This window comes from Synechococcus sp. LTW-R (assembly GCF_014217875.1).
Taxonomy (GTDB): Bacteria; Cyanobacteriota; Cyanobacteriia; order PCC-6307; family Cyanobiaceae; genus Vulcanococcus.
In genome coordinates, this window is record NZ_CP059060.1 from 378,698 (window position 1) to 393,189 (window position 14,492).

The window sequence follows — 14,492 nt, forward strand, 5'->3', positions numbered from 1 at the left end:
GCCGTGGAAGCGACCTATTTCGGGGCCAATGGTTGGTTGCTGGAATGGTCCGGACTGCGGGTGCTCGTCGACCCCTGGTTTCGCGGCCCGCTGGTCTTTCCTCCAGGGCCTTGGTTTTTTCAGGGGGAGTTGTCCCAGGCGTTGGACCTGCCAGGGGAGCTGGACCTGCTGCTGCTGACCCAGGGCTTGGATGACCATGCCCATCCGGAGACCCTGGTGCTGCTGCCTCGCTCCCTGCCGGTGGTGGGGTCCCTGAGTGCGGCCAAGAAGGTGCAGCAGTTGGGCTTCACCCAGGTCACGGGACTGCGCCCTGGCGAGACCACGACCGTCGGGGAGCTGGCGATCCAAGCCACGGCCGGAGCGCCGGTTCCCCAGGTCGAGAACGGCTACCTGCTGCGCCACCCCGAAGCCAGCCTCTATCTCGAGCCCCATGGCTATCTCGCGGCGGATCTGCCGCCGGAACCCCTGGATGCCGTGATCACACCCGTCGTGGACCTGGGACTTCCCGTCGCCGGGGCCTTTGTGCGCGGTCAGAGCGTCTTGCCGGAGCTGGTGCAACGCTTCTCACCGCGGACGGTCCTGGCGAGCACGACCGGCGGCGAGGTGCGCTTCAGCGGATGGCTGAACCGTTGGCTCTGGCAAAAGGGAAGCGTCGCCGCGGCCCATCAGGCCCTGAAGGCAGCGGCTCAGTTGATCGATCCTGTCCCGGGTACCCGCTATGCCCTGGGGAGTGGTCATGGGGAACACCGTCCTGATCCGCTGGGGTCTCTGCTGGGTTCTGACTAGGGTTGACCTTTCTTGATGGCTCGCATGCTCTCGCGCTTTCCCGCTTGGTTGAAGCCGATGGGCCGTCAAGCGGCCTCCCTGCTGGCCCCCGTCGCTGTCCTGGGCGCCATGGCCGCTGGTCCGGCGCTGGCCATCCCCGAAGCCGAGGCCATCAAGAAGCTTCAGGTGATCCCGGTGTTTGTGATCACCGATGCCAACGGCATTCCCCTGCCGATCCCCCGGGATGAGGCCCTGGTCCTGCCCCTGTATCTAGAGAGCGATCGGGCCAATGCCGAACTCAAGGCGCTGCTGAAATCGAACCCGAGCCTGAAGGCCAACGTCACCCCCGTTCCACTCAACGTGATGAACGAGAAGGTGGTGGAGCTCAACAAGCAGCTCAAGGACAAGAGCAAGCCACTGGTGGCTCCGGTGGTCATGAATGACGCCGACATCAAGCAGGCCTACACCTTGCTGAAGCAGGAGGGCCTCAGCGATGAGGAGATCAAGAAGGGCCTCAACGTGGCCGTGTTCTTCACCCAGCCCTTCCTGACCCTGAACACCCCTGATGGCCCCCGGGGTGTCTTCTTCCTCAGCTACGACGAACTGCAGAAGGCCCTCTCGAACGTGCCCCAGGCCGAGCGCGGCAAGCTCAAGCCCCGCGTGGCTGACCTCACGGCGGTGCTCTCCCAGATCAGCAAGGCCAAGGAAGACAGCTTCGTGATCTTCCCCACCCGCGAGTATTTCCGACTCGTGGAAGAAGGCCGGACCAAGGCCCAGTCCACCCCTCAGACCAAGCCCGCCAAGTAGGGCTACTCAGCGGTCAGGGTTCGTTCTGAGCCCTCTTGGCTTCGGGTTCCGGCTCCGGCATCAGTTGCGCGAGCAGGCCCGCGGCGATCAGGACACAGCCCACGACGATGGCGACCGGTTTGTTCTCGGCCGCCGCCGCGGGCCCCCAGGCGGCCGTCGCGAGAAACGCGCTTCCGAGTAAGAGGGTTGGCACCAAGACGATGCCCTTGGCTGCCCGATTGATTCCCAACGGCCGTCAGCAGGATCCGGACGAGGAGGCTAGGCCGGATTCAATCAGCTCGGCGCCGAGGTCGTGGTTGCCTTGGCCATCCAAGTGGTTGATGTGGGCAATCAGGACACCATCGGAGCTGCCGGTGGGCCGCAGGTTGACCTTGCTGCGCCGCGGCAGTTGCTTGCGAATCCAGTCGACGGCCTCTGCGTCATCGGCGGGATCCACCACGACGCAGGCCAGTTGAACGCTGTAGGTGCGGTTGCGGTCACCGATTTGAAGGAGCGTGCCGCTGCGCACCTGCAGGACCTCGGCTGCGTCGACTGGGCTGGACCAGAGCAGCAGGCAGGTTGCCGCTGCTGCGCAGAGAAAGCGCCGGATGAGCCCGAAGGTCACAGCTTGGCGCCGCAGTTGGGGCAGTAGAGGCTCGAGCTGGAGGTGCTGTGGTGGCAGCTATGGCATTCGCGGTTGGTGTCGATCGCCAGTTCCGGATGGGAGGGCAGGCCGACCATCTGGGCATTGCTGGCACCGGGGGGCACCATCGGATAGCAGTTCTCGTTGCGGCGCACCTGCACCTCGATGAAGGCGGGGCCGGGATGGGCGAGGGCTTCGGCGAGCTTGCTGCGCAGCTCCTCTCGGCCTTGGATCTGCACCCCTTTGACGCCAAAGGCTTCAGCGACCGCGGGGAAGTTGGGCATGCCACCGGTCATCTCCGACGCGCTGTAGCGCTCGCCGTAGAAGCTCTCCTGCCACTGGCGCACCATGCCCTGCCAGCCGTTGTTGAGCACCACGACCTTCACGGGAAGGTGGTACTGACTGAGGGTGCCGAGCTCCTGGATGTTCATCAGGATGCTCGCGTCGCCGGCCACGCAGATCACCGGCTCCTCGGGGAAGGCGCACTGCACGCCCATGGCCGCCGGCATGCCAAAGCCCATGGTGCCCAGGCCCGCCGAGCTGATCCAACGGCGCGGAAGGGTGTGCAGGAATTGGGCGGCCCACATCTGGTGCTGACCGACGTCCGTCGTAAAGAAGGCCTTCGGGGAGAGCTCTTGCAACATCGAGACCACCTCCTGGGGTGCGATGTCGCCTTCGGGAGCGGGCACGACCAAGGGGTAGTGCTGCTTCCACTGGGCAATTCGCTCCAGCCAGGCTTCGGTGCGGCCGCGGGAGTCCTCTTCGCTGGAGGCCGCCAGCAGGGCTTCCACGGCCTGCTTGACGTCAGCGACCACAGCGACGTCCGGCAGACGGGTTTTGCCCATCTCGGCCGCATCAATGTCGATGTGGATGACCTGGGCCCGCGGGGCAAAGCCATCCAGGCGGCCGGTGACGCGGTCGTCAAAACGGGCGCCCACCGCGATCAGCAGGTCGCAATCGGTGACGGCGAAGTTCGCGTAGGCGGTGCCGTGCATGCCAAGCATCCCGACGGACAAGGGATGGAGCTCATCGAAGGCGCCCTTGCCCATCAAGGTGGTGGTCACGGGCAGCCGGAAGCGCTCCGCCAGGGTGTGGATGACCGCGTGGGCGCCACTGCTGATGGCGCCACCACCGACGTAGAGCAGTGGCCGCCGGGCCTGGCGAATCAGCTCAAGGGAGGCCTCGATCGCGCTGGGGTCCGCGGCGGGCGGCAGCTTGAAGCCGGGGGGAATCGCGGCGCCGGGTTCCACCGGCACATAGTCAAATTCCTCGACACCCACGTCCTTGGGCACGTCGATGAGGACGGGACCTGGCCTGCCGCTGGAGGCGATCAGGAAGGCCTCCGAGACGATGCGGGCAATGTCCCGCGGATCACGCACCACCCAGGAGTGCTTCACGATCGGCAGGGTGATGCCGAAGATGTCGGTCTCCTGGAAAGCGTCCGTGCCGATCGCTGCCCGGGGCACCTGCCCGGTGATCACCACCATGGGCACCGAGTCCATGTGGGCGGTGGCGATGCCCGTCACCAGGTTGGTCGCGCCAGGGCCGGAGGTGCCAAAGCAGACACCCACCTGTCCGGTGGCCCGTGCATAGGCGTCTGCGGCGTGGGTTCCGCCCTGTTCATGGCGCACCAGGACGTGCTTCAGCCAGCCCCGGGACTCGGCCTTGTGCAGCTCGTCGTAGATCGGCAGGATGGCGCCGCCCGGATAGCCAAAGATGGTCTCCACGCCATGGCGCCGAAGGGCATCCATCAGGGCGTAGCCGCCACTCACCCGGGTGGGGGTGGAGTGTTCAGCGGCGGTGGCCGCTTGCGAAACGGACGTCACGGTCACGGCGGCGGCGGACTGCGTATTCAGATCCAGTCACCCTAAGGTCTGGCCTGAGAAATGGGCGCTTCAGGCTTTCTCGCGCAACCATTGCTCGCAGCACAACCAGCGGGTCCAGCCAGCGGTTCTTGAGCTTGACCCCCCAATGCAGGTGCGGACCGCTGCTGCGGCCGCTGACGCCAATGGCGCCCAGGGGCTGCCCGGTTTTCACGCGGGAGCCTCGCCGCAGCTCCACCGCTCCACTGCGTAGCAGGCCGTCCTCGACGCTGCCCTGCAGATGGCAATAGAGGTGCTCGTAGCTTCCCGAGCGGATCGCTAGGCCGATTCCGCAGCTCTCGTCATCGATCAGCCGCTCCACGCGGCCGCCCCACCAACTCAGCACGGGGGACCCCAGGGGCGCAGCAATGTCCAGGCCCCGATGGGGACTCGAGTCATTCGCCCGCCAGCCGAAATGGCTGGTGTAGCCGCTGAACTGCGGCACCGGGAACCGGGCGAGGCGCCAGGGATTGGCCTGAACCGGAGCCGCCAGGAGCAGGGCTGCGGCCAGTAGGGCCGGTTTAGAGCAGCCCGATGGCATGAAGCGGGCCGCGTCCGCTGAGGATTTCAAGGAGGAAAGCGGAGAAGCCGAGCATGGCCAAGCGACCGTTCCAGACCTCAGAGCTGTTGTTCCAGCCCCAGGCCCACTTGTCCTGGGGATAGAGCTTGACCTTGGTGGGTAGAGCGGCGGCTTGATCGAGGTTGACCTCGGGTCCTTCTAGGGCGTGTTGGACGAGGTTGGCGAGGCCATTGATAAAGGAGGGAGTGGTGTCGAGTGCGGGTACGCGTCGGAAGTTGGTGATGCCGGCTTCCGTTGCGATCTCGCGGTACTCGATATCGATTTCCTCGAGGGTTTCGATGTGCTCGCTGACGAAGCTGATGGGGACGACGACGAGGTCTTTGACGCCGGATTCACCGAGCTCATTGAGGGCGTCATCGGTGTAGGGCTTGAGCCATTCCACCGGACCCACACGGCTCTGGTAGGCCAGGGTGAAGGGATTGGAGTGGCCGAGATCGCTGGCCAGCTTGTCCATGATCAGCTGGGCGCAGGTTTCGATCTCCTTTTGATAGGGATCACCGGCTTCCTCGACGTAGCTCTTGGGGACGCCGTGGGCGGAGAAGAAGACGTGGGCGTCAGCGGGGTTGGGGCAAGCCTGGATTTCTTTGCCGATCAGTTCGGCCATGGCCCCGATGTAGCCGGGGTCGTTGTAGTAGCTGCGGATGCAGCGGATGGGGAGCTTGGAGAAGGAGGGATCGCCCTGGCGGAGGCGTTGCAGTTCGCGGAAGCTGGAGCCGCTGGTGCTGATGGAGAAGTGGGGATAGAGCGGGAGGACCACCACCTCATCGATGCCGTCGGCCTTGATGTCGGCGACGGCGGATTCAGTGAAGGGGTGCCAGTAGCGCATGGCCACGTAGCTGGTGGCCTCAATGCCGCGTTGGCGCAGGGTGCTCTGCAGTTCCCGTGCCTGCTGCTCGGTGATGCGGCGCAGGGGTGAACCACCGCCGATGGAGCGATAGGCGGCCTGTGATTTGCCGGCGCGCAGGCTGCTGATGAGCCAGGCGAGGGGTTTTTGGAGTGCCGGGTTGGGGAGCCGGATGATCTCCGGGTCAGCGAAGAGGTTGTAGAGGAAGGGGCCGACGTCCTGAATGCGCTCAGGGCCGCCGAGGTTCAGCAACACCACGCCGACCTTGGCCATGCCCCGCTTCATCGGACAACAACAGCGGCGAGCGTAACGCTGCCGGCTTGGGCCTGGTCGCTCCGGCCCAGGCTCGATAGGGTCGGCCGGACCGCTTCGGTGACGAGATCAGCCTCGAACAGCTCGATCTGGCCCTTCGCGAACACAACGCGCTGCTGGCGGGCAGCGGTGTCTCGCTGCGGCTGGAACGGCGCGGTTCTCGGCTGGGCCTGAGGGGCCCCCTGCCCTGCCGCATTGGTGGACCGTCCCAGCGGGTGCAACGGATCAGCCTCGGCCTGGAGGCCGACATGGCGGGGCTGGAGCAGGCCCGCGCCCAGTTGAAGCAGGTGCTGCAGGAGCTCCAGCACCAACGCTTCCGTTGGCAGGACTGGGGGCCAAGCTCCAAACCGAGCGAAGACCACTCGGCTCGGTTGACCCCTGCCCTCACGACGTCGATTGGGACCCGGCTGGAGCGCTTTGAGGAGGCCTTCTTCAAGGACCCGCGCCGCCGCCGCAACCCATCGGGTGCTCGGACCACCTGGAGCAGCGCCTATCAGCCTTATTTAAGACGCCTCCAGGGCCTGGCCCAGGACCAGGCCCTGGATTGGGGATTCCCCCTGCTGGAGGCCGTTCTCGAGAGCTATCCCCTGGCGTCGCGGGGGCGACAGCAATGCGGCACTACCTTGGCGGCCCTCGCCCGATCGGAAGGCCTGGCCTTGCCTTCCGACTGGAGTGAGCGGGCCGCAGGCTATGGCCTCCATGCCGCCCAGTTCCGTCAACTCCCCAGTGATCAGCAGATCCTGGACTGGCTGGAGCGCATTCCCAATCCCGGTTGGCGCTTGGCCTATGGCTTGATGGCCACCTACGGCCTGCGCAACCACGAGGTGTTCTTCACCGATCTATCCGCCCTGGCCCCTGGGGGCGATCGGGTAATCCGCGTGTTGCCGACGAGCAAAACAGGCGAGCACCAGGTCTGGCCCTTCCAGCCGCAGTGGGTGGAGCGCTTCGGCCTGGAGCAACTCGGATCCCAGCGTCAGTTGCTCCCGGCGGTCTGCACGGATCTGAGGCGCACCACCCTGCAGCAGGTGGGACGGCGGGTGGCGGAGCAGTTTCGGCGCTACGACCTTCCCTTAACCCCCTATGACCTGCGCCATGCCTGGGCGGTCCGCACCATCCACATCGGCCTGCCCGACACCGTGGCGGCGCGAATGATGGGGCACTCGGTGGCGATCCATACCCGCACCTATCACCACTGGATTACACGGCGGGACCAACAGCAGGCGGTCGACAACGCCCTGGCCCGCCATCAGGCGACGGCCTGACCTTGGCAGATTGGAAGGACACCCGCATGGCCGCTGTGTCTGATCCCAACGCCCTCGACCAGACGGCCTCGGAGCTCGGGATGGGCGGCGATCTGGCCCCTGAAGCCAGCGCCGACGCCTACCAACGGCGCATGGCCCGTCGCAAGGAGGTGCAGCAGCAACGGGTTGGCGAGCGCTCCTTAGAGAAGGGCTTGGTGCTCGTCTTCACGGGCGATGGCAAGGGCAAGACCACGGCGGCTTTGGGGTTGGTGCTGCGGACCTTGGGCCATGGGGAACAGGTGGCCGTGGTTCAGTTCATCAAGGGGGGCTGGCATCCCGGCGAAGCCAAGGCCCTGGAGGCCTTTGGAGAATCCCTGCATTGGCATGCCCTCGGTGAGGGGTTCACCTGGGAAACCCAGGACCGCGAACGGGATCGTGCCTTGGTGCAGGAGGCCTGGAAGCGCTCCTGCTCCTACCTCGCTGATCCCACTCGGAAATTGGTGGTGCTCGATGAGGTGAACGTGGCCCTGAAATTGGGCTACCTCGACGTGGAGGATCTGCTGGAGGGACTCAAGCTGAGGCCTCCGCTGACCCATGTGGCCTTGACCGGCCGCGGCGCTCCGCCGGCCTTGATTGAGCGGGCTGACCTAGTCACGGAGATGAAGCTCGTACGCCATCCCTTCCGCGAGCAGGGGGTGAAAGCCCAGGCCGGGATCGAGTTCTAGGAGCTGGCGTTGGCCTGAACCGTGGCCAAGGCACTCATCAGAACCGACAGCCCACTAATGAGTAGCGCTCGGTGAACCACCGGCTCTCGCCAGGCGCTGGGGTCTTCGGTGAGCTGTTCCACCGCTGAGAGGGTGAGCCGGGCCATCAGGCCGCTGCGGCAGGAGCCGCGGGGGGGAATGGGTTGGTCTTGATGCCTGTCCATCCAGCACTCCCATCTTTCGGCCATCGAAGCGCTCCTGGCCAGCGTCGGCAAGGGATCTCACGCTTGCTACTGTTCGGCCAACGAAGCTGCAGCACGAAGGGATGGCCTATCAGCGCGTGTTGCTGAAGCTCAGTGGCGAAGCCCTGATGGGCGAACAGGGCTACGGCATCGATCCTGCGGTGGTGGACGCGATCGCCAAGGACGTGGCTGCGGTGGTGGCCGACGGCAGCCAGCTGGCGATTGTGGTGGGCGGTGGCAACATCTTCCGCGGCCTCAAGGGATCAGCGGCTGGCATGGATCGGGCTACGGCTGACTACGTCGGCATGCTCGCCACCGTGATGAATGCGATCACCCTCCAGGACGGACTCGAGCGGGCCGGTATTCCGACGCGGGTGCAGAGCGCCATCTCGATGCAAGAGGTGGCGGAGCCCTACATCCGGCGCAAGGCCATCCGCCACATGGAGAAGGGGCGTGTCGTGATTTTTGCGGCCGGCACCGGCAATCCCTTCTTCACGACCGACACCACCGCCGCGCTGCGGGCGGCGGAGATCGGGGCCGATGTGGTCTTCAAGGCCACCAAGGTCGATGGGGTGTACGACAAGGACCCCAACAAGTTCGCCGACGCGGTGCGCTACGAGAGCCTCTCGTTCATGGATGTCCTCAGCAAAGAGCTCGAGGTCATGGACAGCACGGCGATCGCCCTCTGCAAGGACAACGCCATTCCAATCGTGGTGTTTGATCTGTTCGGTTCCGGCAACATTGGCCGGGCGGTGCGTGGTGAACCGATCGGCACCAGCATCCTTCCTTCGGCCTAACGGGTCGGCCCGGTTCTTTTCTTCAGCGACTCCTTTTTCTCGCCATGGATCTCGAAGCCAGCATGCGCAAGTCGGTGCATTCCACCCAGCGCACCTTCAACACGATTCGCACCGGCCGGGCGAATTCCTCGCTGCTCGACAAGATCCAGGTGGAGTACTACGGCGCTGATACGCCCCTGAAGGCGCTGGCCACGATCAGCACACCGGACTCCACCACGATTCAGCTCCAACCGTTCGATATGAGCTCCTTGGCTCTGATCGAGAAGGCGATCTCGATGAGTGATCTGGGCTTGACCTGCAACAACGACGGCAAGCTGATTCGCATCAACATCCCGCCCCTCACCGAGGACCGCCGCAAGGACCTCTGCAAGCTGGCGTCGAAGTATGCCGAGGAGGGCAAGGTGGCCCTGCGCAACATTCGTCGCGATGCCATCGACAAGGTGAAAAAGCAGGAGAAGGAAGGCGAGTTCTCCGAGGACCAGAGCCGCGATGAGCAGGACAAGGTTCAGAAGCTCACCGACAAATTCATTGCGGAGATCGAGAAGCTTCTGGCGGAGAAGGAAGCGGACATTCTCAAGGTGTGAGCCAAACCCACGCGTTTGATGTCGCCGTCGTCGGTGCCGGTGCGGCCGGTGCAGCGGCGGCTTATCACTTGGCGGCCCGTGGCCGCCGTGTGCTGCTTCTGGAGTCCGAGGCGTTGCCCCGCTCCAAGCCCTGCGGTGGCGGCATGGCGGCGTCGGTGCAGCGCTGGTTCCCCTTTGATCTGCAGCCGGCCGTTGATCGGGTGATCACCCAGGTGAAGTTCACCTGGTGCCTCGAGGATCCGGTGGTGGCTGTGCTGCCGGGTGATTCCCCGTTCTGGATTGTTCAGCGCTCCAAGCTCGACCATTACTTGGTCCAGCAGGCCGTGGCCGAGGGCGCCGAGCTGCTGGATGGCTCCGAAGTGTCGACGATTCAGCGGGATGGCGACCAGTGGTCGCTCAATGCTGGGGGGCAGGGCTACCGGGCGCGAACGGTCGTGATTGCCGATGGCTCCAATTCGCGTTTCGCTGCTCCCCTTGGCCTGGGCCCCAGCCAGCCCCGCTTTGCCGAGGCGTTGTCGGCGGAGGTGGATGCGGATGTCCTGGAGGGGGACACGGCACGGTTTGAGTTTGGTCTGGTGCGCCATGGGTTCTGCTGGGCCTTCCCTCGCCAGGGCGGCTACAGCATTGGTGTGGGCACCTTCATTGGCCGCGATGCGGCGGATGCGGATGCGGTCTTGGCGGAACTATTGCCGTCGTTGGGTCTGCCCCCGGGTGCTGGGCTGCGGCGCCGCTCCCCGTTGCGGGTCTGGGATGGTCACCACCCCTTGCATGTGCCGGGGGCGGTCGCGGTTGGCGATGCGGCCTCCCTCTGTGACCCCTTCCTGGCGGAGGGGTTGCGCCCGGCCTTGATGAGTGGCGTCCGCGCCGCAGAGGCGGTGGATCGTTTCTTGGGCTGCTCTGTGGCCGACGAGCAACTGCAGGCCTTAGCCCAGTACAGCGCTGACATGCGCCAGCAGTGGGGACACTCCATGGCCTGGGGCAGGCGTATCGCCCAGGTCTTCTACCGGGTTCCCAAAGTTGGCTATCAGCTGGGCATCAAGCGCCCCACCGCACCCCAACGGATCGCCCAGATCCTCTCTGGCGAGATGGGCTATGGGGATATCGCCCAGCGCGTGATCAAACGCTTGCTGTTCAAGCGGGGCTGAGTGCCTAGCCGACCTTCGTGCAGTCCTTGAGTTGGCGGAGGCGTTGATCGATGGAGCCGAGCAGTTCAATGGCAAACATCGGTGACTCCTGGACCGCGAAGAGGAACTTCTCGCGATTCATCTTCAGCAGTTTGCAGTCGCTGACCGCTTTGGCGTTGCCGTAGCGGCGATGCTCCGCCGTGACCAGCGCGCCGGCCCCAAAGACGTCTCCGGCCTGGATCACTTCATGGCCAACCTCATCGTTCCAGGTGAGTTCGACGGTCCCTTCGAGAACGCCGAACATGCAGTCCCCTGTCTCGCCGGACGAGAAGATTGACTCGCCTGCCGGAGCCTGAATGACCTCACCCTGGCTCGCGAGGGCGCGCATGGTTTCGAGGGCGTTCACGCAGGAGCTAGCGCGGTGGTGCCGGACTTTAGGTCAGGTATTGAGGGCGAGTGCCGCGCCGAGGCCGCCACGGATGTCGTTGGGCAAGAGGCGCCCATCGTGGTCGGTGTCCAGGGCATCAAAGACGGCATCGCTGCCCAACCACTCCTCGCGGGTGATGCAGCCATCGCCATCGAGGTCGTTGAGCAGGAAGATTTCCTGGGCGGCATGTTGGAAGGCGCCTGCGCCCTCCAGTTCTCCGAGGCGGTGCGCCAGCTGGGCTTCGAGGGTTTCGATGGCTTTGGTGAAGCCACGGATGCCTTCATCCAGTTTTTCGGTCGCCATCGGGTCCTCGGCCATCATCCCCTTGAAACCCGCAGCATCCAGATGAATCTGTTGCTCGGTTGTGGCCGGGTCGAAGGGGTTGAGTTTGCGTTGCAGATCCCCCTGGGTGTTGCGCAGTTGATCGAGCAGCTTGGGGGAGATGGTCAGGAGATCGCAGCCGGCCAACTCGACGATCTCGTCGATATTGCGGAAGCTGGCCCCCATCACCTCGGTTTTGTAGCCGAAGGTCTTGAAGTAGTTGAAGATCTTGGTGACCGAGAGGACACCGGGATCCTCGTGGCCGGGGTAGCTCTCGCGGCCGGTGCTCTTCTTGTACCAGTCGAGGATGCGACCGACGAAGGGGGAGATCAAGGTCACCCCGGCTTCGGCGGCAGCGACCGCCTGGGCAAAGCTGAAGAGCAGCGTCAGGTTGCAGTGAATGCCCTCCTTTTCAAGTACCTCGGCGGCTTTGATGCCTTCCCAGGTGGAGGCAATCTTGATCAGGACGCGATCGCGGCCGATGCCGGCTTGGCGATAGAGGCCGATCAGCTTGCGGGCTTTGGTGATCGTGGCTTCGGTGTCAAAGCTCAGGCGGGCATCGACCTCGGTGGAGACGCGGCCGGGGACGATTTTGAGGATCTCCTTGCCGAAGGTGACGCAGATCTCATCGAGGGCTTCGCGCACCACCTCTTCGGCGGGGGCCGACGGGCCGCAGACCTCGCGGGATTCGCGCAGGGAGGTGTCGATCAGGTTCTGATAGGCCGGAATCTGGGCGGCCGCCAGGATCAAGGAGGGGTTGGTGGTGGCGTCCCGGGGGGTGAACTGCTGGATCGCATCGATGTCACCGGTGTCGGCGACCACAACGGTCATCGCGGCCAGTTGGTCGAGGAGATTGGCCATGCCGGGCACCAAACGTAATTTCAAGCTAGCCATGCAAAACGGGGACAGAACCCCGTTGTCATCAAGCGGTCACCGATTCAGCTCGATTGCCGGGCGGTCGTTGGCACCGAACGACTGGGGGGAATCTTTTCCAGGACCAGCAAGGCTTCGATGATTTGTTTGGCGACCGGTACGGCAACGGTGGAGCCATAGGCGTTCTCGCCTTTCGGCTCGTCAATCACGACCAAGACGACGTAGCGCGGGTTGTTGATCGGCAGATGGGCGATGAAGCTCGTGATCTTGGCCCCGGAGACGTAGACGCCATTGCGAGCCTTTTGCGCTGTGCCGGTTTTGCCGCCAATGCGGTGACCGGGGATTTGAACGCCGCGTCCACTGCCTTTCTCCACCACGGTCTCCATCCAATTCAGGACGGTCTGCGCGATGGCCGGTCGGATCAGTTGCACCCCAGACGCGGGCGGGGCGCTGGCGAGGTCGTCGCCGGAGCGCAGTCCCCGGGTGATGTGGGGACTGACCAGCCTGCCGCCGTTGGCCAACATGGCGTGCAGCTGAATCAGTTTCAGCGGCGTCAGGTTGAACCCTTGGCCGAACGCGGCCGTCGCCGGTTCAATCGGTTGCGTTTTGAAGGTCTCGAGGGATTTGAGCTGGCCTGCAACAGCGCCGGGTAGGTCGGTGTCGGGGGTGTTGTCGATCCCAAGGGTGTGAAGCCAATGCCAGAACCGCGCCGGCTGGACGCGCCGCATCGCCTCGACCATGCCGACATTGCTGGAGACCTGCAGCACCGTGGGGAAGTCAATCACCCCATTTCCTTTGCGGTCGTGGTTGAAGATCGGCCAGCCACCAATGGTCAGCTTGCCTGAGTCGTTGACCTTGCCGGAGGGATCAATGGCGTTTTCCTGCAGGGCGATCGCCAGGTTGATCGGTTTGAAGGTGGAGCCCGGTTCGTAGAGGTCTTGGACCGACCATTCCCGGAAGAGCCCGGGCTTGTACTTCCAGAACTGGTTGGGGTTGTAGGTCGGTGTGGAGGCCAGGGCCAGCAGTTCACCGTTGCTGACATCCATCACCAGCACCGCCCCCCGCTGGGCTTTCCACTTCTTCACCTGCTTAGCCAGGGCCATCTGGGTCACCTGCTGCAGGCGGGCATCGAGGGTGAGCTGGAGCTTCAGGTCATCTCCGTAGAGCACCCCTGGCTTCAGCCCGTCGGGAAGGGGGGTGCCATCGGCGCCGCGCCGGAGACTTCTCGAGGCCTCTTGGCGACGCAAGTCGCGATCACGGCTCTGCTCGAGACCGGCCTGCGGGATCCGCTCCAGGTTGAGGAAGCCGACGACGTTGGCGAAGAGCCCGGCTTGGGGATACACCCGCTGCGGGTAGGCCTCAAGATCGACACCGCTGATGCCGAGTTCGCGCACCCGTTGGGCGGTTTCGGGATCCAGCTCGCTGGTCAGTTTGACGCCGGATTTGCGGCCCTCCATCGCCTTGAGCAAGTCCCCCATGGGCTTGGCGAGCACCGGGGAGAGCTTGCGGGCCACGTCCAGGGGACTGCGCAGGCGTCCGATGTCGTCGCCGGGGAAGGAGAAGTAGCGGGGGTGGGCCCAGACGGTGAAGCGCTCTTCATCCAGGGCCACCAGGCGGCCTTGGCGATCGACGATGGTCCGGCGCCGACCCAGGGGTGTGATCGTCTGGGTCTGGATGGCACGGGCTCGGTTCAGCAGCTCGTTGCCCTGGATGACCTGGACCCAAGCCAGGCGGAGTGCCAGCCCACTCAGCCCGGCCGCCAAGAGGCCGTAAACGATCCAGAGCCGCCGTGGCGGGACCGGCTGGAAGTCCACAACCTGGTTGCGTCTGGGCCGGCGACCTTTCCGTGGAGCAGGGGCGCGGCGGCCTTGCAGCCCCTGGGATCCCATCAGTAGCCCGGGAGGATTTGGCCGGGATTGACCTGGGCAAGCAGGGCTTCAAAACTCGGGCCCGCGCCGGTCGCCGGGGGAGCGACGTAGACGAGTTTTTCGCTGCTGGTGGGCTCCAGCAGGCTGGGCTTGCGGGTCATCGAGAGGTGGTGCTGCTCGAGCACCGCCGCCGATTCCTGCAGCCGGTGTTCGAGGCGCTGGGTGGCTTCGAGGGATTGGAAGCTGCTGGTCCAGCGGCCTTGCCAGTGCAGGGTCAGGGCGCTGAGGCCCACCACGGCGACGCCGAGGCCCACGAGGCTTCCATCGGCAATGCGGTGGAGATTGCCCAGCCAAGGGACTTGCCGATCGAGCTTGCGGGCGAGCAGCGAGCCCTGAAGGAGCTCGAGGGATCGCCTGGAGCGGTTGCTCTGCGCTCGATTGCTCTGCTGGAGCGGAACGGCAACCACAACGTCGAACAAGGTCTGCGCAAGTCAACCACGCGAGAGCGCTTCCAGCAAT

18 protein-coding genes are annotated in these 14,492 nt (G+C 64.8%); 7 read left to right on the forward strand and 11 right to left on the reverse strand.

Going from position 1 to position 14,492, the window contains the following annotated elements:
- Positions 1–3: 3 nt before the first annotated feature.
- Entirely contained in the window at positions 4–786 is a 783-nt protein-coding gene (locus H0O22_RS02255) for an MBL fold metallo-hydrolase (protein ID WP_185188233.1), read from the forward strand.
- 24 nt (positions 787–810) lie between these two features.
- Positions 811–1,572 carry a Tic22 family protein gene (locus tag H0O22_RS02260; protein WP_185187439.1) on the forward strand — a complete coding sequence of 254 codons (762 nt, stop codon included), beginning with the start codon at positions 811–813 and terminating at the stop codon, positions 1,570–1,572.
- Positions 1,573–1,585: 13 nt separating this feature from the next.
- On the opposite strand, the gene H0O22_RS02265 is transcribed toward H0O22_RS02260, so the two are convergent.
- Genes H0O22_RS02265 through H0O22_RS13270 form a run of 6 tightly spaced genes read right to left on the reverse strand, consistent with a single transcriptional unit; the run spans position 1,586 to position 6,013 of the window.
- Positions 1,586–1,801 (reverse strand): GIVxVP protein, encoded by a 216-nt coding sequence (locus tag H0O22_RS02265; protein ID WP_185187440.1) that lies wholly within the window; start codon positions 1,799–1,801, stop codon positions 1,586–1,588.
- Positions 1,802–1,807: 6 nt separating this feature from the next.
- Positions 1,808–2,176, reverse strand: a complete 369-nt coding sequence (locus tag H0O22_RS02270; protein ID WP_185187441.1) for a nuclease — start codon at positions 2,174–2,176, stop codon at positions 1,808–1,810.
- Entirely contained in the window at positions 2,173–4,026 is a 1,854-nt protein-coding gene (ilvB, locus tag H0O22_RS02275) for a biosynthetic-type acetolactate synthase large subunit (RefSeq protein WP_185187442.1), read from the reverse strand. The genes H0O22_RS02270 and ilvB overlap by 4 nt, the downstream gene beginning before the upstream one ends.
- Positions 3,986–4,627 (reverse strand): M23 family metallopeptidase, encoded by a 642-nt coding sequence (locus H0O22_RS02280; RefSeq protein WP_255439417.1) that lies wholly within the window; start codon positions 4,625–4,627, stop codon positions 3,986–3,988. Before H0O22_RS02280 ends, ilvB begins: the two co-directional genes overlap by 41 nt.
- Positions 4,578–5,753, reverse strand: coding sequence for a ferrochelatase (gene hemH, locus H0O22_RS02285; RefSeq protein WP_185186234.1), 1,176 nt, complete (start codon positions 5,751–5,753; stop codon positions 4,578–4,580). Before hemH ends, H0O22_RS02280 begins: the two co-directional genes overlap by 50 nt.
- An 8-nt stretch (positions 5,754–5,761) precedes the next feature.
- Entirely contained in the window at positions 5,762–6,013 is a 252-nt protein-coding gene (locus H0O22_RS13270; RefSeq protein WP_255439418.1) for a hypothetical protein, read from the reverse strand.
- Here H0O22_RS13270 and H0O22_RS02290 point away from each other — a divergent pair.
- Together H0O22_RS02290 and cobO are read left to right on the forward strand one after the other, a co-directional pair.
- On the forward strand, positions 6,008–7,054 hold the full coding sequence (locus H0O22_RS02290) for a site-specific integrase (RefSeq protein ID WP_255439419.1): 1,047 nt from the start codon (positions 6,008–6,010) through the stop codon (positions 7,052–7,054). The two genes, H0O22_RS13270 and H0O22_RS02290, sit on opposite strands and share 6 nt — an antisense overlap.
- Positions 7,055–7,080: 26 nt before the next feature.
- Positions 7,081–7,758 carry a cob(I)yrinic acid a,c-diamide adenosyltransferase gene (cobO, locus tag H0O22_RS02295; RefSeq protein WP_185188236.1) on the forward strand — a complete coding sequence of 226 codons (678 nt, stop codon included), beginning with the start codon at positions 7,081–7,083 and terminating at the stop codon, positions 7,756–7,758.
- On the opposite strand, the gene H0O22_RS02300 is transcribed toward cobO, so the two are convergent.
- Positions 7,755–7,961: a hypothetical protein gene (locus H0O22_RS02300; protein ID WP_185187443.1), complete on the reverse strand. Its 207-nt coding sequence runs from the start codon at positions 7,959–7,961 to the stop codon at positions 7,755–7,757. The genes cobO and H0O22_RS02300 overlap by 4 nt on opposite strands.
- A 101-nt stretch (positions 7,962–8,062) precedes the next feature.
- On the opposite strand from H0O22_RS02300, the gene pyrH reads away from it, so the two are divergent.
- The 3 genes from pyrH to H0O22_RS02315 are packed head-to-tail and all read left to right on the forward strand — an operon-like array spanning position 8,063 to position 10,505.
- Positions 8,063–8,776, forward strand: coding sequence for a UMP kinase (gene pyrH / locus H0O22_RS02305; RefSeq protein WP_185187444.1), 714 nt, complete (start codon positions 8,063–8,065; stop codon positions 8,774–8,776).
- A 44-nt stretch (positions 8,777–8,820) separates the two neighbouring features.
- Entirely contained in the window at positions 8,821–9,360 is a 540-nt protein-coding gene (frr, locus tag H0O22_RS02310; RefSeq protein WP_185187445.1) for a ribosome recycling factor, read from the forward strand.
- A complete protein-coding gene (locus tag H0O22_RS02315) occupies positions 9,357–10,505 on the forward strand; it encodes an NAD(P)/FAD-dependent oxidoreductase (RefSeq protein ID WP_185187446.1) in 1,149 nt (382 codons plus the stop codon). Before frr ends, H0O22_RS02315 begins: the two co-directional genes overlap by 4 nt.
- A 4-nt stretch (positions 10,506–10,509) precedes the next feature.
- Here the strand turns inward: H0O22_RS02315 and H0O22_RS02320 are convergent, their stop codons facing one another.
- From H0O22_RS02320 to H0O22_RS02335, 4 genes are all read right to left on the reverse strand, one after another.
- On the reverse strand, positions 10,510–10,890 hold the full coding sequence (locus tag H0O22_RS02320) for a Crp/Fnr family transcriptional regulator (RefSeq protein ID WP_185187447.1): 381 nt from the start codon (positions 10,888–10,890) through the stop codon (positions 10,510–10,512).
- A 33-nt stretch (positions 10,891–10,923) separates the two neighbouring features.
- Positions 10,924–12,093 carry a transaldolase gene (locus tag H0O22_RS02325; protein WP_185187448.1) on the reverse strand — a complete coding sequence of 390 codons (1,170 nt, stop codon included), beginning with the start codon at positions 12,091–12,093 and terminating at the stop codon, positions 10,924–10,926.
- A gap of 77 nt (positions 12,094–12,170) precedes the next feature.
- The gene (locus H0O22_RS02330; protein ID WP_255439420.1) at positions 12,171–13,994 is read right to left on the reverse strand and encodes a penicillin-binding protein 2; all 1,824 of its coding nucleotides are present in this window, start codon (positions 13,992–13,994) and stop codon (positions 12,171–12,173) included.
- Positions 13,994–14,452, reverse strand: coding sequence for a hypothetical protein (locus H0O22_RS02335; protein ID WP_185187449.1), 459 nt, complete (start codon positions 14,450–14,452; stop codon positions 13,994–13,996). Before H0O22_RS02335 ends, H0O22_RS02330 begins: the two co-directional genes overlap by 1 nt.
- Positions 14,453–14,492 lie beyond the last annotated feature (40 nt).